Annotated in this window: 16 protein-coding genes; 12 read left to right on the forward strand and 4 right to left on the reverse strand. The window is 68.5% G+C overall.

Features of this window, described 5'->3' with window-relative positions; genetic code table 11:
• Positions 1-28 precede the first annotated feature (28 nt).
• The 3 genes from ABZ855_RS03455 to ABZ855_RS03465 all read right to left on the reverse strand — a co-directional run bounded on the left by ABZ855_RS03455 (position 29) and on the right by ABZ855_RS03465 (position 4,633).
• Positions 29-2,284 (reverse strand): hypothetical protein, encoded by a 2,256-nt coding sequence (locus tag ABZ855_RS03455; RefSeq protein ID WP_360800142.1) that lies wholly within the window; start codon positions 2,282-2,284, stop codon positions 29-31.
• A complete protein-coding gene (locus ABZ855_RS03460; protein ID WP_360800145.1) occupies positions 2,281-3,189 on the reverse strand; it encodes a hypothetical protein in 909 nt (302 codons plus the stop codon). Before ABZ855_RS03460 ends, ABZ855_RS03455 begins: the two co-directional genes overlap by 4 nt.
• A gap of 733 nt (positions 3,190-3,922) precedes the next feature.
• Positions 3,923-4,633: a Crp/Fnr family transcriptional regulator gene (locus ABZ855_RS03465; RefSeq protein WP_360800148.1), complete on the reverse strand. Its 711-nt coding sequence runs from the start codon at positions 4,631-4,633 to the stop codon at positions 3,923-3,925.
• 415 nt (positions 4,634-5,048) lie between these two features.
• On the opposite strand from ABZ855_RS03465, the gene rpsL reads away from it, so the two are divergent.
• The 12 genes from rpsL to ABZ855_RS03525 all read left to right on the forward strand — a co-directional run bounded on the left by rpsL (position 5,049) and on the right by ABZ855_RS03525 (position 18,100).
• The gene (gene rpsL, locus ABZ855_RS03470) at positions 5,049-5,420 is read left to right on the forward strand and encodes a 30S ribosomal protein S12 (protein WP_003948652.1); all 372 of its coding nucleotides are present in this window, start codon (positions 5,049-5,051) and stop codon (positions 5,418-5,420) included.
• 2 nt (positions 5,421-5,422) lie between these two features.
• Positions 5,423-5,893 (forward strand): 30S ribosomal protein S7, encoded by a 471-nt coding sequence (gene rpsG / locus ABZ855_RS03475; protein ID WP_005481264.1) that lies wholly within the window; start codon positions 5,423-5,425, stop codon positions 5,891-5,893.
• A 39-nt stretch (positions 5,894-5,932) separates the two neighbouring features.
• Positions 5,933-8,062 carry an elongation factor G gene (fusA, locus tag ABZ855_RS03480; protein WP_360800151.1) on the forward strand — a complete coding sequence of 710 codons (2,130 nt, stop codon included), beginning with the start codon at positions 5,933-5,935 and terminating at the stop codon, positions 8,060-8,062.
• Between the two features lie 143 nt (positions 8,063-8,205).
• Positions 8,206-9,399, forward strand: a complete 1,194-nt coding sequence (gene tuf / locus ABZ855_RS03485) for an elongation factor Tu (protein ID WP_360800154.1) — start codon at positions 8,206-8,208, stop codon at positions 9,397-9,399.
• A 192-nt stretch (positions 9,400-9,591) separates the two neighbouring features.
• A complete protein-coding gene (locus ABZ855_RS03490) occupies positions 9,592-12,705 on the forward strand; it encodes a glycosyl hydrolase 115 family protein (RefSeq protein ID WP_360800157.1) in 3,114 nt (1,037 codons plus the stop codon).
• A 48-nt stretch (positions 12,706-12,753) separates the two neighbouring features.
• Positions 12,754-13,833 carry an endo-1,4-beta-xylanase gene (locus ABZ855_RS03495; protein ID WP_360800160.1) on the forward strand — a complete coding sequence of 360 codons (1,080 nt, stop codon included), beginning with the start codon at positions 12,754-12,756 and terminating at the stop codon, positions 13,831-13,833.
• Between the two features lie 117 nt (positions 13,834-13,950).
• Positions 13,951-14,259 carry a hypothetical protein gene (locus tag ABZ855_RS03500; protein WP_360800163.1) on the forward strand — a complete coding sequence of 103 codons (309 nt, stop codon included), beginning with the start codon at positions 13,951-13,953 and terminating at the stop codon, positions 14,257-14,259.
• Position 14,260: 1 nt separating this feature from the next.
• Positions 14,261-15,469, forward strand: a complete 1,209-nt coding sequence (locus tag ABZ855_RS03505) for a putative T7SS-secreted protein (protein ID WP_360800166.1) — start codon at positions 14,261-14,263, stop codon at positions 15,467-15,469.
• A gap of 78 nt (positions 15,470-15,547) precedes the next feature.
• Complete coding sequence (locus tag ABZ855_RS03510) at positions 15,548-16,468, forward strand: hypothetical protein (RefSeq protein WP_360800169.1); 921 nt, start codon at positions 15,548-15,550, stop codon at positions 16,466-16,468.
• 39 nt (positions 16,469-16,507) lie between these two features.
• A complete protein-coding gene (locus ABZ855_RS03515; RefSeq protein WP_360800172.1) occupies positions 16,508-17,224 on the forward strand; it encodes a hypothetical protein in 717 nt (238 codons plus the stop codon).
• Between the two features lie 7 nt (positions 17,225-17,231).
• Positions 17,232-17,666: a hypothetical protein gene (locus ABZ855_RS03520; protein WP_360800175.1), complete on the forward strand. Its 435-nt coding sequence runs from the start codon at positions 17,232-17,234 to the stop codon at positions 17,664-17,666.
• Entirely contained in the window at positions 17,660-18,100 is a 441-nt protein-coding gene (locus ABZ855_RS03525) for a hypothetical protein (protein WP_360800178.1), read from the forward strand. The genes ABZ855_RS03520 and ABZ855_RS03525 overlap by 7 nt, the downstream gene beginning before the upstream one ends.
• A 6-nt stretch (positions 18,101-18,106) precedes the next feature.
• On the opposite strand, the gene ABZ855_RS03530 is transcribed toward ABZ855_RS03525, so the two are convergent.
• Positions 18,107-18,532, reverse strand: coding sequence for an ATP-binding protein (locus ABZ855_RS03530; protein WP_360800181.1), 426 nt, complete (start codon positions 18,530-18,532; stop codon positions 18,107-18,109).
• Positions 18,533-18,576 lie beyond the last annotated feature (44 nt).

Consider the following 18,576-nt stretch of genomic DNA (forward strand, 5'->3'; position numbering starts at 1 on the left):
GTTGCTCCTCGGTGAGCGGGGACGTGACTTACTGGCGGACGGGGAGCGTCGTGAGGAGGCGGGCTGCCACCGCGGGCGGGGCGGCGCCGTCCTCGCCCGGCATCGTCCGCAGGAGGTGGCCCAGGCGCTGGTACTCCGCCGGGGTGGTGACCAGGGTCGGGAGAAGGGCCGCCAGGGCCCATTCCGTGGTGGTGGAGCGGTCGGCGACGAGGACCCACTCGCGCAGCACGTCCAGGGCGTGCCGGGTCGCGTTCGGGTCGCCCAGCGCCGCCCGCCACAGGAACGGGATGCCGTGGGCGGCGGCCGAGCCCTCGGTGGCCGACCGCGCGTACCAGTCGAGGACCAGCGGATGGCCGTACCGCTCGTCGTCCTGGGTGTGGCGGCAGGCGCTGACGAAGCCGTCGATGGTCAGGTCGTGCACCGGGCGGTCGTCGGGCAGGTGCAGCCGCAGTTCCGCGAGGACGCGGTCGCCGGCCTCGGAGAGGAGCAGCAGGGCGACCGCTTCGGCGAGTTCGCGGGCCATCTCGCGGTCGAAGGCGTCCTGGTCGGCGAGGCCCCGGTACAGGCTGCGGGCCGCGGCGCGCAGGGCGGCCAGGGCCTGTTCGGGACGTTCGGCACCGATCAGCGCGTACGCCCGTACGGCCACCCAGCGCAGCCGCCGGTCCTCGCCCTTGGACCACTCGTCGAGGATGCGCGGGATGTTCGGCGTGTCGATGAGGTGGGCGAGGGTGAGCGCGTTGACGGCCACCAGGCGGTGCCGGAAGCGGTTGGAGATCGCCCAGGGTTCGATGACGAGGGCCATGGCCGAGGGCAGATCCGTGCGGGCGAGGACGGCCACCGTGGACGCGGCCCGGGTACGGACGAGAGGGCGGCCGTCGTCGGCCAGCCGGCGCAGCCAGTCGATCAGCGCGGGGCGCGCGGAGGGGTGGCCCGTCCAGACCTCGCGCAGGAGTACGAGGGAGGCGCGGTCGTCGACGAACGCGGCCTTCCGCTGGGTGACCGGGCCCCACTCGGTGTTCTCGTCCTCCTCGTACAGCCGGGCGCGGGCCAGTTGGAGGCGCTTGCCTATGTGGGTGCCGAACACCGGGACGTCGGCGTGCGTGGCCGGGGACTGGGTCTGCTGGAGGAAGCGGTAGAGCAGGTCGCTGAGCTCGGCGGTGAGGGCGTACGGACCGCCGTCGAACGAGGCCAGCGCGACCAGGAACGCCTTGTCGCGCAGATGGACCGACGCCTCGTCCTCCTCGAACCACTCCTGGACCTGGTTCTCCAGCGAGATCAGGGAGAACTGGCCGACGGCGTCCTCGGTGACCTCGCCGGCCGCGAACCGGCCGAGCAGCTGTGCGAAGGCGGCGACCTCGCGGAGCTGGTGACTGCGGCCGAGGAACTCGGTGACGTAAGGGAGTTCGAGCAGTTTCGCGGCCGTGTCGTTGTCGTCGACGCGGCTGCGGAGATGTGCGGCGAGCACCTCGGCCGGAGGCGGCGACCGCCATTCGACGACGGGTACGTCCTCCAGTACGGCGGTGTGGCCGACGGTGACGACGAGGTACGCGTCCCGCGCGGCCAGCCGGTCGCGGGCGGCGAGGAGGTGGTGCTCTCGGAGAGGGCGGTCACGGCGGGTGGCGAGGTCGGCGAGGACATAGCCGCGGGGCTGGTTCCCGGGTTCCTCCGCGGTGTCCGTCGGCGCGGTGAACCTGTCCGCCAGCCCGCTCGGGTCCGTGTCGCGGTCGATCGTGTGTACGGGGGCTGCGCCGAGCCGGTGCAGCAGGGTCAGGGCCGCCGTACGTCTGCCGGTGAAGCGGGCGCCGGACAGGACGAGGACGCGGTCGCGGCGCAGCCGGGCGAGCAGGTCCTCGACGGTCGCCTCGGCGGCGACGAACGAGGCGGCGAGCCGGTCGAGCGTGGACTGCGGGACCTCGCCGGAGGCGGTGGACGGCGCGGAGAACCCGGGTATCGACCACTGGTGGATCTCCGTCTTGGTACCCATGATCACGTCACCGGTGACCCGGCCCCCGCTGACACCGTGCTGGTCGCCGCCGACCAGGCTGCCGCCGAAGCGGGCACGGTCGCCGACGTTCATGCTCCGGGGGCTGTGGTGGATCAGGTCACGCCGGGCCGACCAGGCGGTCTGGGGCCGCTCCTGTTCCTCCGAGCCCTCGGCGCCCTCGGACTCCTTCGCGTCCTTGGCGGCGCCCTCTCTGCCGTCCTTGCCGTCCTTGCCGTCGTCGGAGGCGGGCGGGTCCTCGGGCCCGGAGCGGACGGGGGCCGGTGCCTCCGGGGTGCTCATGAGGCGTCACCCTTGTTGCTGCCGCCCATGTTGACGTCCCCGGTGACTTGACCGCCGCTGACACCGTGCTGGTCGCCGGCCACCACACTGCCGCCGACGTTCACGGCGCCGTTGAAGTTGAAGACGGCGCCCGGCGCGGGGCGGCTCTCCGGCGCCGGGGAGGTGCCCTGCGCGGGGACCCTGGAGGACTCCGCGGCATCCGGGGCGTGTGGCGTCCGCGGTGTCTGCCGTGTCTGTGGCGCCGGGCGGTCCCCCGAACCGCCCGGCGCCTCCCCCGCCCCCGTGTCACGGTGGTCCTGGTCGGCCGTACCGGCCGGCGCCGCCTGGTGGCCGCTGGGCGGCGGGCCGTGCAGCCACGCCCTCATCGGGCCGTTCTTGGTGTCCACCCCGACCGGGTGGAACTCGCCGGCCGGGATGCCGGGGTGGTCGTGCCGTACGACGCCGGTGTACAGGGCGTCCGACACGATCAGGGCGAGGTCGTCAGGGCGTTCGCGCAGCGCCGCCCGCAGCAGCTGGGCGTCCAGCAGCCTGCAGGCGTCGTTCAGGTCGGTGCCGACCCAGCCGTCGTGCTCGTCCACGGCCACGTAACCGGTGGCCACGACCCCGCGCAGCCGGATCTGGGCCGAGCTGGACGCCATCCGGTTGACGACCTTCAACTGTGCCGGGACGTCCACGAGGAGGGCCCGGAGCAGGGCGGTGACCGGGGCGTTCGCGTCGATGAGCTCCATCACGGAGTCGCCCCGGTCGGCGCGCAGACGGCGGGTCTCGTCGATACCGGCGCTCTCCAGCGCGCGGTCGGTGATGTCGTACAGCATGCGCCGCAGGTACGCCTGCTCGACGTCGTCCCGGTCGCTGAACCTCTCGATGTCCAGCAGCAGGATCGTGCGGCTCAGGGGGTCGGTCATGGTCGCCCTTCGACAATGTGCGGGGTGCTTGCAGCAGCGTGGTGGGTGGGGGTGGTGGGGTGTGAGGGCGGATGACGCAGTCGGAGTGTGACGGTGTGCACATACGCTCCGCGGGGCGGGGGGAGTTGGTGTGGGCGCCGATCCGGGGGCTGCCGCCCCCGGACCCCCGCTCCGGCCCTGAACGGGCCTTGTCCTCAATCGCCGGACGGGCTGAGTTGCCCGCACCGGCGCCAAGAAAGCACCCGCCCGCAGAAGCCACGGCATGCAGCCCCTGCACGGACGCCACGGCATGCAGCCCCCGCACACGGAGGCCACCGCACGAAGCCCCCGCACGGAGGTGCGCCGTACGGAAGCCGCCGGACGGAAGCCCCCGCACGCAGCGGCCCGCACGGAGGTGCGCCGCGCGGAAGCCGCCGCACGAAGCCCCCGCACGGAGGTGTGCCGCGCGGAAGCCGCCGCACGAAGCCCCCGCACGGAGGTGTGCCGCGCGGAAGCTGCCGGACGGAAGCCCCCGCACGCAGCGGCCCGCACGGAAGCCCCCGCACGCAGCGGCCCGCACGGAGGTGCGCCGCGCGGAGGCCACCGCACGAAGCCCCCGCACGGAGGTGTGCCGCACGGAAGCCCCCGCGCACAGCGGCCCGCACGGAAGCCCCCGCACGCAGCGGCCCGCGCGGAGGTGCGCCGCACGAAGCCGCCGCGCCGAGCGCGCCCCCGTATCCCGGCTCACCCCTTCTCATCCCTCCGCCGCGGCGATCCTTCGCAAGATGTCCGGTCTGCGTATCAGCAGTGCCCGCCTCCCCGTCTCCACCGCCTCCTTCTCTCGCAGTTCCCTCAGCAGTCGTTGGACCATCTCCCTCGACGCGCCCACCGAACCCGCCAGTTCCTGCTTGCTCAGGGGGACCGAGAGTTCGATTCCCTCGGGGGTGCGGCGGCCGTGGGTGCGGGCCAGGTCCAGGAGGAGGATCGCGAAGCGTTCTCGGACGTTCATGGACGCGAACTCCAGGCGGCGGCGGTCCGCGGCTCGGGTGCGGTCGGCCGTCAGGCCCAGGAGTGCGAACGAGACGGCTGGTGAACGGCCCAAGAAGTCCTTGAACCGTTCGTGTTCGACCGCCACCGCCCGTACCGCCTCCAGCGCGGTCACCGTGGCCGAGCGGGGGCGGCCGGTGAGCGCCGCCGACTCGCCGACTATGTCGCCGGGGCCACGCAGTGAGAGGAGCGCCTCGTAGCCGTTGGCGGCGGAGGCCGTCACCTTCGTCCAGCCCTGGACGAGGAACAGGACGTGGGAGGAGGGCTCGCTCTGGTGGATCAGGGCGACCCGGGTGGCGAAATTCAGCTCCCGGCCCAGGGACAGGAGCGCCGTGCGGTCGTGCTGTTCGAGGCGGGCGAGGAAGGGCACCCGGTCGTCCAGGCCCCCGTCGTCCAGTGAGTACGCGGCCGTCCTCATCACGCTCTGCCCCCGAATCGTCGCAGCGGACGGATCAAGGTACTGAACGGGCAGCTCCCCGGAGCTGTAAAGGGCGCGATTCAGCCACCTCGGCTCGCAAGCGGCCAAAAGCAGGCGCAAGCTGGCACAAGCAGTCAAAGAAGGGTTCGGAAGTGGCCTCGGGCCCGGCGTGTCGTAGCGGCCTTCATTTGTTTTGACCGAAGTCGTTGAGGTAGGTACGCTCAGACCTTGTGCCTGGGGTGTGCCCTGGCCCTCGTGCGTGCCTTCGAACCGCACGGGGAGCCGTAAGCGGCCACCGCGATCTGCGCCCTTTCCGCCTCGCGGCGGGAATCCGCAGTATCCGACACACCCGACCGCGTGGGTCGGCGACGTTCCAGGTTAGCTTCACCATCGGCACACAGAAACCGGAGAAGTAGTGCCTACGATCCAGCAGCTGGTCCGGAAGGGCCGGCAGGACAAGGTCGAGAAGAACAAGACGCCCGCGCTCGAGGGTTCTCCCCAGCGCCGTGGTGTCTGCACGCGTGTGTTCACGACCACCCCGAAGAAGCCGAACTCGGCCCTGCGTAAGGTCGCGCGTGTGCGTCTGACCAGCGGGATCGAAGTCACCGCTTACATTCCGGGTGAGGGACACAACCTGCAGGAGCACTCCATCGTGCTCGTGCGTGGTGGCCGTGTGAAGGACCTGCCCGGTGTTCGCTACAAGATCATCCGCGGCTCCCTTGACACCCAGGGTGTCAAGAACCGCAAGCAGGCCCGCAGCCGCTACGGCGCCAAGAAGGAGAAGTAAGAATGCCTCGTAAGGGCCCCGCCCCGAAGCGCCCGGTCATCATCGACCCGGTCTACGGTTCTCCTCTTGTCACGTCGCTGATCAACAAGGTGCTGCTGAACGGCAAGCGCTCCACCGCCGAGCGCATCGTGTACGGCGCCATGGAGGGCCTGCGCGAGAAGACCAGCAACGACCCGGTCATCACGCTGAAGCGCGCGCTGGAGAACATCAAGCCGACCCTCGAGGTCAAGTCCCGCCGTGTCGGTGGTGCGACGTACCAGGTTCCGATCGAGGTCAAGCCCGGTCGCGCCAACACGCTCGCGCTGCGCTGGCTGGTCGGTTACTCCCGCGCCCGTCGCGAGAAGACCATGACCGAGCGTCTGCTCAACGAGCTTCTCGACGCTTCGAACGGCCTCGGAGCGGCCGTGAAGAAGCGCGAGGACACCCACAAGATGGCCGAGTCCAACAAGGCCTTCGCGCACTACCGCTGGTAGTCGCTACCCCCATCGAGACCGAGAGAAGACCGAAGCCTTATGGCTACCACTTCACTTGACCTGGCCAGGGTCCGCAACATCGGGATCATGGCCCACATCGACGCGGGCAAGACGACCACCACCGAGCGGATCCTCTTCTACACCGGCGTCAGCTACAAGATCGGTGAGGTCCACGACGGCGCCGCGACCATGGACTGGATGGAGCAGGAGCAGGAGCGTGGCATCACGATCACCTCTGCTGCGACCACCTGTCACTGGCCGCTGGAAGACGTCGACCACACCATCAACATCATCGACACCCCCGGGCACGTCGACTTCACCGTCGAGGTGGAGCGTTCGCTCCGCGTCCTCGACGGCGCCGTCACCGTGTTCGACGGCGTCGCCGGTGTCGAGCCGCAGTCCGAGACGGTGTGGCGTCAGGCCGACCGTTACGGCGTGCCGCGCATCTGCTTCGTCAACAAGCTCGACCGGACCGGCGCGGAGTTCCACCGCTGCGTGGACATGATCAAGGACCGCCTCGGCGCGGTTCCGATCATCATGCAGCTGCCGATCGGCGCCGAGATGGACTTCAAGGGCGTTGTGGACCTGGTCCGCATGAAGGCGCTCGTGTGGTCCGCCGAGGCGGCGAAGGGCGAGATGTACGACGTCGTCGACATCCCCGCCACGCACGCCGAGGCTGCCGAGGAGTACCGCGGCAAGCTGGTCGAGACCGTCGCGGAGAACGACGACGAGATCATGGAGCTGTTCCTGGAGGGCCAGGAGCCCACCGAGGAGCAGCTGTACGCCGCGATCCGTCGTGTCACCATCGCGTCCGGCAAGTCCGACGGCGTCACCGTCACCCCGGTGTTCTGTGGCACCGCGTTCAAGAACAAGGGCGTCCAGCCCCTGCTCGACGCGGTCGTGCGCTACCTGCCGACCCCGCTCGACGTCGAGGCCATCGAGGGTCACGACGTCAAGGACCCCGAGGTCGTCGTCAAGCGCAAGCCGTCCGAGGACGAGCCGCTGTCCGCGCTGGCGTTCAAGATCATGAGCGACCCGCACCTCGGCAAGCTCACCTTCGTCCGGGTTTACTCGGGCCGCCTGGAGACCGGCACCGCGGTGCTGAACTCCGTCAAGGGCAAGAAGGAGCGCATCGGCAAGATCTACCGCATGCACGCGAACAAGCGTGAGGAGATCGACGCGGTGGGCGCCGGCGACATCGTCGCCGTGATGGGTCTGAAGCAGACCACGACCGGTGAGACCCTCTGTGACGACAAGAACCCGGTGATCCTGGAGTCCATGGACTTCCCGGCGCCGGTCATCCAGGTCGCCATCGAGCCGAAGTCCAAGGGTGACCAGGAGAAGCTGGGTGTCGCCATCCAGCGTCTCGCGGAGGAGGACCCCTCCTTCCACGTTCACTCGGACGAGGAGACCGGCCAGACCATCCTCGGTGGTATGGGCGAGCTGCACCTCGAGGTGCTGGTCGACCGTATGAAGCGCGAGTTCCGCGTCGAGGCCAACGTCGGCAAGCCGCAGGTCGCCTACCGTGAGACGATCCGCAAGGTCGTCGAGCGCGTGGACTACACCCACAAGAAGCAGACCGGTGGTACCGGTCAGTTCGCCAAGGTGCAGATCGCGATCGAGCCCATCACCGAGTCCGACGGCCCGGCGTACGAGTTCGTCAACAAGGTGACCGGTGGCCGTATCCCGCGGGAGTACATCCCGTCGGTGGACGCCGGTGCGCAGGAGGCCATGCAGTTCGGCATCCTCGCGGGCTACGAGATGACGGGCGTCCGCGTCACGCTTCTCGACGGTGCCTACCACGAGGTCGACTCCTCCGAACTGGCGTTCAAGATCGCCGGCTCGCAGGCCTTCAAGGAGGCCGCCCGCAAGGCGTCCCCCGTGCTCCTCGAGCCGATGATGGCCGTCGAGGTCACCACGCCCGAGGAGTCGATGGGTGATGTCATCGGCGACCTCAACTCCCGCCGTGGCCAGATCCAGGCCATGGAGGAGCGCAGCGGCGCCCGCGTCGTGAAGGGCCTCGTGCCCCTCTCGGAGATGTTCGGCTACGTCGGTGACCTCCGCAGCAAGACCTCGGGTCGCGCAAGCTACTCGATGCAGTTCGACTCCTACGCCGAGGTTCCCCGGAACGTCGCCGAGGAGATCATCGCGAAGGCCAAGGGCGAGTAACACACCCCGTTTACACGCTTTAGGCTTGACACCGACCGCCGGGGGAAACCCGGGAGGGAAAACCCCGGCGGGCGGCATCCCAGCAAAGATCACCTGGCGCCGATGAGTAAGGCGTACCAGAACCACTCCGCAGGAGGACCCCAGTGGCGAAGGCAAAGTTCGAGCGGACTAAGCCGCACGTCAACATCGGCACCATCGGTCACATCGACCACGGTAAGACGACCCTCACGGCCGCCATTACCAAGGTGCTGCACGACAAGTACCCCGACCTGAACGAGGCCTCGGCCTTCGACCAGATCGACAAGGCTCCTGAAGAGCGTCAGCGCGGTATCACCATCTCCATCGCGCACGTCGAGTACCAGACGGAGGGTCGTCACTACGCCCACGTCGACTGCCCGGGTCACGCGGACTACATCAAGAACATGATCACCGGTGCCGCCCAGATGGACGGCGCGATCCTGGTCGTGGCCGCCACCGACGGCCCGATGCCGCAGACCAAGGAGCACGTGCTCCTGGCCCGCCAGGTCGGCGTGCCGTACATCGTCGTCGCCCTGAACAAGGCCGACATGGTGGACGACGAGGAGATCCTGGAGCTCGTCGAGCTCGAGGTCCGTGAGCTCCTCTCCGAGTACGAGTTCCCGGGCGACGACCTGCCGGTCGTCAAGGTCTCGGCGCTCAAGGCGCTCGAGGGCGACGCCGAGTGGGGTCAGTCGGTTCTCGATCTCATGCAGGCCGTCGACGACGCCATCCCGACCCCCGAGCGTGACGTCGACAAGCCGTTCCTCATGCCCGTCGAGGACGTCTTCACGATCACCGGTCGCGGTACGGTCGTCACCGGCCGTATCGAGCGTGGTGTCCTGAAGGTCAACGAGACCGTTGACATCATCGGCATCAAGCAGGAGAAGACCACCACCACGGTCACCGGCATCGAGATGTTCCGCAAGCTGCTCGACGAGGGCCAGGCCGGTGAGAACGTCGGTCTGCTCCTCCGTGGCATCAAGCGCGAGGACGTCGAGCGCGGCCAGGTCATCATCAAGCCGGGCTCGGTCACCCCGCACACCTCGTTCGAGGCGCAGGCCTACATCCTGTCCAAGGACGAGGGCGGCCGTCACACGCCGTTCTTCAACAACTACCGCCCCCAGTTCTACTTCCGCACCACGGACGTGACCGGCGTCGTGACCCTCCCCGAGGGCACCGAGATGGTCATGCCGGGCGACAACACCGAGATGAGCGTCGAGCTCATCCAGCCCATCGCCATGGAAGAGGGCCTGAAGTTCGCCATCCGTGAGGGTGGCCGGACCGTGGGCGCCGGCCAGGTCATCAAGATCAACAAGTAATCGCTTGTTGGCTTGACAGCCTGACCCGGTAGCTCTCACGAGCTTCCAGAGGAGGCCCGTACGACTTCGGTCGTGCGGGCCTCTTTGCTGTTACGAAACTATTCGGCGCGCACGACCCGTTCCCCCCGCTGGTCACTCCCTTCACTATTTGTCATGCCACTGACCAAATTCGGCGGAGGGGTGGGTACGTTCATGTCTGGGTCCGTCAGCCGCAGGGCTGTGCTCGGTGTGGGGGCCGGTCTCGCGGCGGTGCCGGTGCTGTCGGGGGTCGCGCGGGCCGGGGAGAGTGCGGCGCGGCGCACGGACTCCGGTGCGTACATCTCGTTCACCGGCGGCGCGTTCGCGGTCGTCGGGGCGCCGGTCGTCGTCAGCGCCGAGGACCACCCCGGAGTCGTACGGGTCGCCGGTGACCTGCGGGACGACATCGAACGCGTCACGGGGATACGTCCGGGCGCGACCGTCGCCCGTGAGGTGATCCTCGTCGGCACCATCGGCCGCAGCCCGCTGATCGACGGTCTGATCCGCTCCGGCAAGCTGGACGTCACGGGCATCGCCGGGCGCTGGGAGACCTCGCTGCAGACGGTCGTGGAGCGCCCGATGCCCGGGGTTGAGCGCGCACTTGTCATCGCGGGCAGCGACCCGCGCGGCACGATCTTCGGCGCGTACGACGTCTCGTACGGCATCGGCGTCTCGCCCTGGTACTGGTGGGACGACGTGCCGCCGGTCCACCGCGACGCCGTGTACGTCCTGCCGGGCAGGCACACGCAGGGCACCCCGGCCGTGAAGTACCGCGGGATCTTCATCAACGACGAGAACCCGGCGCTCGGGACCTGGGCGCCGAGGTTCTTCGGCCCCGGAAAGGCCCCCGGCCACCCCGGAGGCTTCAACTCCGCCTTCTTCTCCCGTGTCTTCGAGGTGCTGCTGCGCCTCAAGGCGAACTATCTCTGGCCGGCCGTCTGGGGCCGGGCGTTCGCCGAGGACGACCCGGAGAACCACGCCCGCGCGAAGGCGTACGGCATCGTCATGGGCACCTCCCACGAGGCGCCGATGATGCGGGGCATCGAGGAGTGGAACCGGCACGCGGTACCGGCCGTACGCGACAGCGCGGGGAATGTGGTGACTCCGGGCCGGGACCCGTACGGGGGCACCGGCGAGTGGTCGTACCGCCGCAACGCGGAGGCGATCCGGGCGTACTGGCGCGACGGCATCCGGCGGATGGTCGACCAGGACTTCGAGGGCGTCGTCACCCTGGGCATGCGCGGCAACGGCGACACGAGCCTGCCGGACGGCGACGGCATCGAGCTGATGCGCGAGATCATCGAGACCCAGCGCGGGATCATCGCCGAGGTGACCGGGAAGCCCGTAGGGGAGACCCCGCAGGTGTGGACCCTGTACAAGGAGGTCCAGCGCTACTGGGACCGCGGGCTACGCGTCCCCGACGATGTCACCGTCGTCCTGACCGACGACAACTGGGGCAACATCCGCAAGCACCCCAACCCGGCGGAACCGGCGAGAAGCGGCGGCTACGGCCTCTACTACCACTTCGACTACGTGGGCGTCGGCCGCAACTACAAGTGGGTGGACACCACCAACCTCCACAACCTCTGGGACCAGCTCCACCAGGCCCACGCCTACGGCAACCACGGCCTGTGGGTGGCCAACGTGGGCGACCTGAAGGGCAACGAACTCCCGACCGAGTTCTTCCTGAACTACGCCTGGAACCCGACCCGTTGGGATCTGTCCGACCTGGAGGAGTGGGAACGCCGGTACGCCCGCCAGAACTTCGGCGCCGAGCACGCGACGGCGATCGCCTCCGTCCTCGCCGAGTACGGGCGGCTCCAGGCCCGCCGCAAGCCGGAGCTGCTGAACCGCCGGATCACCCTGAACCCGGCGAAGGACCCGACGAAGGACGAGTCGGCGATCGTCTACGACGACCAGGAGACCCCTTTCGCCTTCGGGCACCGGGAGTTGGAGCGGGCGACGGAGGACTGGCGGCGGCTGGGGAAGGAGGCCGAACGGGTACGCAGGCGCCTGCCCGCCCGGCTCCAGGACGCGTGGTACGAGCTCGTCGGGTACGCGGTGGAGGCGTCCGTCAACCTGTACGGCCTGCGCGAGGCCGAGTTCAAGAACCTGCTGTACGCGGCCCAGGGGCGCGCGGCGACGAACGACCGCGCGGCGGAGGCGGAAGCAGGCCTGGAACGGGACTTCGCACTCGCCGCCCGCTTCAACCACCAGGTGGCGGGCGGCAAATGGGAGGGCTTCCAGACGCAGCCGCACATCGACTACGGGGACGTCGAACGGTACGGACCCAACGCGCCCTGGCAGCAGCCCGAGAAGAACAACGTGGCGCTCCCGGACGTGCTGTTCCCGGCGGTGCGGCGGCTGGAGCTGCCGGAGAGCGCCGAGTTGGGGGTCTCCGTCGACGGGTCCGAGGACTCGGGGGAGTGGTGGCCGGGGGGTTCCTCGGCACCGGCCGCGCTCCCCCTGTTCAGCCCGTACCAGACACGCCCCGACCAGTACATCGAGGTGTTCAACCGGGGGCGTACGCCGTTCGAGTACCGGGTGGAGTCGTCGGCGCCGTGGCTGGTGGTGGACCGGCCGAGGGGGCGGGTCGAGCAGCAGGTGCGGCTGCGGGTGTCGGTGGACTGGGCCCGGGTGCCGGACGGCCGTACGGAGGCCGCGTTGACGGTGTCGGGTGCGGGTGCGGGGGCGTCGGTGACGGTCGCGTGCGTGGCCCAGAAGCCGTCGCGGAGGGAGCGCCGGGGACTGCGGGGGTTCGTGGAGGCCGGGGGTTATGTGGCGATCGATGCCGACAACTACTCGCGGGCGAAGGGGACTTGGCGCCGACTGGACCGCATCGGCCGTACGGGGGCCGGGATGACCCCCTGGCCGGTGACGGCTCCTCGCCAGACCCCCGGTGGGGCATCGGCGGCACGGCTGGAGTACGAGGTCAGCCTGCTGTCGGCGGGCGAGGTGACGGTGTGGGCCTACCTCTCGCCGCGCAACCCGACGCTCGCGACGGGCGGGCTGCGCTACGCGGTCTCGTTCGACGAGGCCGAGCCGCGGCAGGTCGACATCCACGCGGTGACGGGTGCGGACGACGGCCTGATGAACAAGCAGTGGGCGCGCCACACCTCCGACAACGTGAACGTGACGGCGACCAGGCACACGGTGACGGCGCCGGGCGTCCACCGGCTGAAGTTCTGGGCGGTCGACCCGACGGTGGTGGTGCAGCGGCTGGTGATCGACACGGGCGGGCTGACACCGACGTATCTGGGACCGCTGGAGAGCCACCGCGTCCGCTGAGCACGGCAGGCAGTACACCCATATGACAAGTAGTGAGGGGACCCGTACATGAACGTCTTCCGCATGCCCGTTTCCATGGCGGTGCTGGGTGCGACGCTGGCGATCACCGGCGCGGCTGCGCAGCCGGCCTCCGCGCACCCGGATCCCGTCCCGCTGAGGGCGCTGGCGGCCGGCACCGGCGTACGCATCGGCACTGCCGTGGACATGGCGGCGCTGGCCGACGACACGACGTACCGGAGGACGACGGCCCGGGAGTTCAACTCGGTGACCGCCGAGAACGTCATGAAGTGGGAGTCGGTGGAGCCGACCCGGGGGACGTACGACTGGCGGCCGGCGGACGACCTGGTCCGCTTCGCGCGGGCGCACGGGCAGGCGGTACGGGGGCACACGCTGGTGTGGCACAACCAGCTGCCGGGATGGCTGACGACGGGGGTCGCCGACGGCTCGATAGGGGCGCGGGAGCTCCGAGGCATCCTGCGGGACCACATCACCAAGGAGGTGAAGCGGTACAAGGGCCGGATCTACCAATGGGACGTGGTGAACGAGGTGTTCGAAGAGGACGGCTCCCTCCGGAACACGATCTGGCTGCGCGAACTGGGTCCGAACTACATCGAGGACGCCTTCCGCTGGGCCCACGCGGCCGACCCCAAGGCCAAGCTGTTCCTGAACGACTACAACGTGGAGGGCGTCAACGCGAAGTCGACGGCCTACTACGACCTGGCGAAACGCCTCCGGGCGGCCGGGGTCCCGGTCCAGGGCTTCGGCATCCAGGGCCACCTGGCCATCCAGTACGGCTTCCCGGGCCTGGTCGCCGAGAACCTCGCCCGCTTCGAGAAGCTGGGCATGCAGACGGCGTTCACGGAGGTGGACGTACGGATGATCCTGCCGGTGACCGAGGAGAAACTGGCGACGCAGGCGACGTACTTCCGGGGCCTGCTGGACGCGTGCGTCCAGGCGCGCCGGTGCACGTCGTTCACGGTGTGGGGGTTCAGCGACAAGTACTCGTGGGTGCCGGGCGTCTTCGGCGGCCAGGGCGCGGCGACACTGATGGACGAGGGGTACGGACGAAAGCCGGCGTTCGCGGCGGTGGGGGAGGGGTTGGGGGGTGCTTCGCTAAATTCCCGGTAATGATTCACGATCCCCTCTCCTGTGGAGCAGGTTCTGTGTGGCGTGGACGTAGGCCTCCCCGATAACTTCGGTGTCTTGATCGCACTGTTGTTTCACGTGTTCCACGGGGGAACCTCCATGAGTGACCTGCGTCTCGACGACACCATATTCGCGGACCTGAAGAAGACCTTCTCCTCGATAAGCGACCGCGTGGAGGCGACCCGGCGCAGCCTGCGCAGCGCGGACGCCTCGTGCGTCGGCGAGAGCGGGCTGGTCGAGGACGTGCAGGACTTCGCCGACGACTGGGGCTACGGCATCAAGCAGCTCGGCAAGCACACGCAGGGCGCGGTGAAGATGATCAACAAGATCGCCGAGACCTTCGACGGGCTCGACCTGGAACTGGCCGAGTCCCTCAAGGCCGCCAAGGCCTCCAAGAAGGGCAAGTGACGTGGCGGGAACGCGGGTTGTCCCGCCGAGCATAGGTTGGGACCCCACCCCGGGAGACGTCGAGGACACCCGGGAACTCGCCAGGCGGCTCGGCAAGCTGGCAACCGAACTTGGTACGGCGCTGGGGGAGTTGGAGCGGATCGAGTGCGGCGCCTGGAAGGGCAAGACCGCGATCGCGTTCACGGAGTACATCGGCGAGGACGTCACCCCGCTCATCCGCAAGAGCCATGACTCCTTCGACAAGGCCTCGCGTGCACTGCATCGCTGGGCGGGCGAACTCCAGGAGTTCCAGGAGGAGACGGCCCGCCTGGACAAGTCGGCCAAGGAGAAGCTCGAGGCCAAGTCGACGGCCAAGGAGGGCACTGATGAGTACGGCAAGGCCTCCGGTGACGTCAACGGGGTCATCCAGAAGGTCCACGAACTGGAGGAGCGTTACCGGAGGGCCGCCGGCCACATCAGCAAGGAGCTGGACAAGGCCGCCGACATCGCCCCCGACGAGCCCGGCTTCTGGGACAAGCTGGGTACGGGTATCGCCGATGCGTGGGGTGCTACGGGGGACTGGCTCAAGGAGCACGCCGACCTGATCAAGACGATCGGTGACGTGCTGGGCGACGTCACCGCGGTGCTGGGCATGCTGGCCATCGTCACGCTTCCCTTCCCACCCCTGGCGGCCATCTTCGGCACGGCGGCGCTCATCGGCGCGGGGCTGACGCTGGCGGCTCATGGCATCGCCAAGGCGGCGGGGGCGGATGTGAGCTGGATGCAGCTCGGGCTTGATTCTTTGGGGTTGTTGCCGGGGATCGGGATGTTCGGGAAGGGGGTCAAGGTGGTCGGCGAGGCCAAGGCCATTGCCACTGCGGCCAAGCTCGGAAAGGGCTTTGAGGCCACCAAGGTCGCCGGTAGTTCGCGGGTCCTGATGGCTTGGGGCAAGGATGCCACCGCGGGACTCACGGGAGGGCGTGGGTTGGGCAACCTGGTTCGGATCGGGGGTTCTTCTCGCGAGGTGTACGAGGTCGCGCATGCAGGTAGCGGCTTGATGTCCCGTATGGGGGGGCTTTCCGTCGCGGGATATCACCAAGGCCAGTTGATCGGCACCAAGGGGGCCGGCGTCCTGGGGATGAAGCTTGACCCGTTCGGAGCCGGAGGCATAGCTCTCGACGCAGGACTCAAGATTGCGCCCAAGATCTACGCGCACGTGACGGGTGACTAGTGCGTTGGACGCTGTGTGGCAGGGTGACGCGTGGAAGCGCCGTCCCCGTGGTCGCGTCGAGGGAGGACTCGTACGGATATGAGCATCTGGCAACCTGAAGCGGACGAGACGCTGATCGCTCGCGCGCCCGTCGCCTTCGCTACCGGCGAGGCCACGCCTGTCAGTGGAATGCGCTGGTTTCGGGACAACCAGCGCAATGACATTCAGGATGAACTCGCCGGCTGGCCCAAAGGACCTACGTTCACGGCCCGTTCGGCGGGTGACACGGCGGCCCGGAATACCGCCAAGGGAGTCTTGGCGGCCGCAGGCGTTGCCATCAAGGGCTTTCTCTCCTCCCACGGAGGGAGTATCGGCGGCACCCCCGGCCTTGCGGGCAACGGTACGGACATCTCGCACGACCACGCGGATGAAATCGACGACTTCCCCGTCATGTGGGCTGCGCCAGGCACGATCGCCCGCACTCTGCCCTGGCAATTGGACCCTGCCCGCTCCTCCGAGAAGCACTACCGGACACACGCGGTCATCACTGACCGTCGACTCGCGATCGTCGGCTTCCCTTATATCAAGGGCAACGACAGCCTGATTGACGATGAATTGCTGTGGGAGACGCCTCGGTCGAGCATTGAGAGAGTCGAGCTGCGAGATTTCAAGCTCGGACGCGACGCGAAGATTGTCTTTGGTGACGGCTCATGGTGCAGGCTGAAAAGTGTCAACCGAGAACGGCTCACTCGATACCTCATCGAGTCCCTCGACTTCTTTCCACTGGACTCCCTCACCCCGGCGCAGCGGAACACCGCCGAAGCTTTCGCGGCGGCCCAAGCACCGGATGCCGAACTGCCGTTGGTGAAGCGGAATCCGTGTGGATGTTTCCGGATCGAGGTTGTGGCGCTGAGCACGGTTGACGCGTTCTTCGGCCACTCCGGTATCCGCACCGTCATGGATGAGAGCGGTGCCGAAGTCAAGCCCATGGAGCGCCATCCAGAAGACCTGCTGACCTGACACTCCGCCGCACTCGATCAGAACGGCCCTCAACGCCAGATGCTCCCCTCCGCCGACTCCACGAACGCCCAGCACGTCAGTCCCGCCAACGGCGACCTCCCGCCCCTCTGGTTCCTGGCCCCGGAGGGTTTCTTCGCCCTGCCCGTCGCAGCCACCCCCGAAGAACGCGCCGCCCGCGCCCACTCCTTCGTGCGAGAGCTGTACTCCCGGGGCGACGAGAACATCTGGGAGCCCGCCGCCCCGTACTACGAGGCGATAGCCGAGATGATGGGCAACACCGGTGTCTCGTACGCCGCGATGGGTCTGTTCTCCACGGCCGAGGAGGACGACTCCGACGGGACCAGGTACGAGCCTTCCGAAGGCGTCGCCCAGTGTGCCCTCACCGTGGCCATCTCCCCGACAGACCAAGCACCCGGCGACACCGACACGGTCGCCCAGGGCATCCTCGCGACGCTCTCAAACGACCCGTACAACGACGCCATCTGGCTCGACCTGCCGTGTGGACCGGCGGTCTCGTGCATCACGGTGCGCGAGTACGACCTCAACCCGGACATGACGGCCGACGGCCAGGAGGCGAAACTCCTCACCGGACAGATACAGGTCCATGTTCCTTTTCCCACGGGCCCGTTCACCGCGGTTTTCACTCTCTACACGGCATCCATGGACCACTGGAATCAGATCTACGGACTCATGACGGCCATTCTCCAGACCCTCTCGTTCGTCGACCCGGTTGCGGAGCCGGTGGAGAAGAACTGAGGTGCTCATGGACTGGAATCCCCCCGCCGACGAAGACCAGCTCTACCGAATTACCGTCAAGTTCGCGACCGGTGTGGCTCCCGCGGTCTCCGGCAGCAGATGGTTCCGGGACCCCGAGCGCAACGACATCCAGGGTGAACTGACCGGATGGCCTGCGGGCCCCGTTTTCACTCCGCGTACGGCGGGCGATCAGACCGCGCGTCGTGTCGGACGTGGCTTCCTCTCCGCGATCCCCGTGATCGCGAACATCATCGCCAACATCGGCGGAGCCGGCGGCTCGCCCTTTGGCAGCGGTGCTGGATCGGGCAAGCCGGAGGAACCGGAGAACGAGGTCGACGACTTCCCCGTAATGTGGGCCGCCCCGGCGCGCTCGCCCGCGCGGTGCCGTGGGAGCTTGATCCCGGGCGTCGCCCGGAGGGGTACCTCACTGATCTCGTGCTGACCAGTCGGCGACTGCTCTTCCTGGACGAAGTCGGCGTCTTGGCGGAATTTCCACGGGAATCCATCGCCGGGGCCCGGAAAATGGAGTACAGCCGACTCGGTGCGGATATACGGATCACATTTGCCGATGACTCCTGGATTCGCCTCTTCACGGGTAACCCGACAAACGCTGAGAGACTCGCCGGGATTCTCAGCGGAGCGGTACAGGCAGTTCCCGAAAGCGCCCTCACGGAGGCGCAGCGCGAACGGGTGTCCCGCTTCATGGCCAACCTGCGCCGCCCCACACAGCCGCCTGTGTACACCAGGTACCCCAGCGGAATCGTCCGCGTCGAAGTCTGTCTCCGTTCCAAAGCCGGTAAGGATCTCGTCGACGTGACGGGGATCCTGATGGACGACGACGGCGAACCGGCTCCGCCGAAGCCGGGCGATTTGTAGGCGCCCTCACCCCACCCCACACTCCGCCCAAACCGTCTTCCGAGGCCGCGGCCCCAGCTCCACCCCCCACCGCTCCGCCAACGCCCCCACGATCACCAGCCCCCGCCCCGACTCACTCTCCGGCCCCACCACCCGCACCCCCGGCAACACGTCGTCCCGCGTATCCGTCACCTCGATGCGCAGGGTGGCGCCGACGACGTACAGCGCGAGCCGGAAATCGCGGCCCGGTACGCGGCCGTGGGTCACCACGTTCGCCGCGAGTTCGGCGACGAGGTGCTCGGCGGGGTCCAAGGGGAGTCCCCAGTCACGGAGTTGCCGCACGGCGAGTGGGCGGGCCTGCCGGGCTCCACGGGGCGTGGGCGGCAGGAGGGCGCTGAAGTTGCGGAGGGGGCCGGTGCGTTGGGTTCGGTGATCGGCGATTTCTTGGTTCATGTCACTCAGCGTGGCCGATCGTGCTTGCCTTGACGTGCGGTGAC

The sequence above is a fragment of the Streptomyces sp. NPDC047042 genome, from assembly GCF_040644035.1.
In the GTDB taxonomy this organism is placed as follows: Bacteria; Actinomycetota; Actinomycetes; order Streptomycetales; family Streptomycetaceae; genus Streptomyces.

Excerpts from the sequence above, each read along its gene's own strand:
- ABZ855_RS03490 (WP_360800157.1), top strand. The coding sequence starts at position 9,592 with ATGTCTGGGTCCGTCAGCCGCAGGGCTGTGCTCGGTGTGGGGGCCGGT.
- ABZ855_RS03510 (WP_360800169.1), top strand. The coding sequence starts at position 15,548 with ATGAGCATCTGGCAACCTGAAGCGGACGAGACGCTGATCGCTCGCGCG.
- ABZ855_RS03460 (WP_360800145.1), bottom strand. The coding sequence starts at position 3,189 with ATGACCGACCCCCTGAGCCGCACGATCCTGCTGCTGGACATCGAGAGG.
- fusA (WP_360800151.1), top strand. The coding sequence starts at position 5,933 with ATGGCTACCACTTCACTTGACCTGGCCAGGGTCCGCAACATCGGGATC.
- ABZ855_RS03495 (WP_360800160.1), top strand. The coding sequence starts at position 12,754 with ATGAACGTCTTCCGCATGCCCGTTTCCATGGCGGTGCTGGGTGCGACG.
- ABZ855_RS03465 (WP_360800148.1), bottom strand. The coding sequence starts at position 4,633 with ATGAGGACGGCCGCGTACTCACTGGACGACGGGGGCCTGGACGACCGG.
- ABZ855_RS03500 (WP_360800163.1), top strand. The coding sequence starts at position 13,951 with ATGAGTGACCTGCGTCTCGACGACACCATATTCGCGGACCTGAAGAAG.
- ABZ855_RS03520 (WP_360800175.1), top strand. The coding sequence starts at position 17,232 with ATGGACTGGAATCCCCCCGCCGACGAAGACCAGCTCTACCGAATTACC.
- ABZ855_RS03455 (WP_360800142.1), bottom strand. The coding sequence starts at position 2,284 with ATGAGCACCCCGGAGGCACCGGCCCCCGTCCGCTCCGGGCCCGAGGAC.
- ABZ855_RS03515 (WP_360800172.1), top strand. The coding sequence starts at position 16,508 with ATGCTCCCCTCCGCCGACTCCACGAACGCCCAGCACGTCAGTCCCGCC.
- rpsG (WP_005481264.1), top strand. The coding sequence starts at position 5,423 with ATGCCTCGTAAGGGCCCCGCCCCGAAGCGCCCGGTCATCATCGACCCG.
- ABZ855_RS03530 (WP_360800181.1), bottom strand. The coding sequence starts at position 18,532 with ATGAACCAAGAAATCGCCGATCACCGAACCCAACGCACCGGCCCCCTC.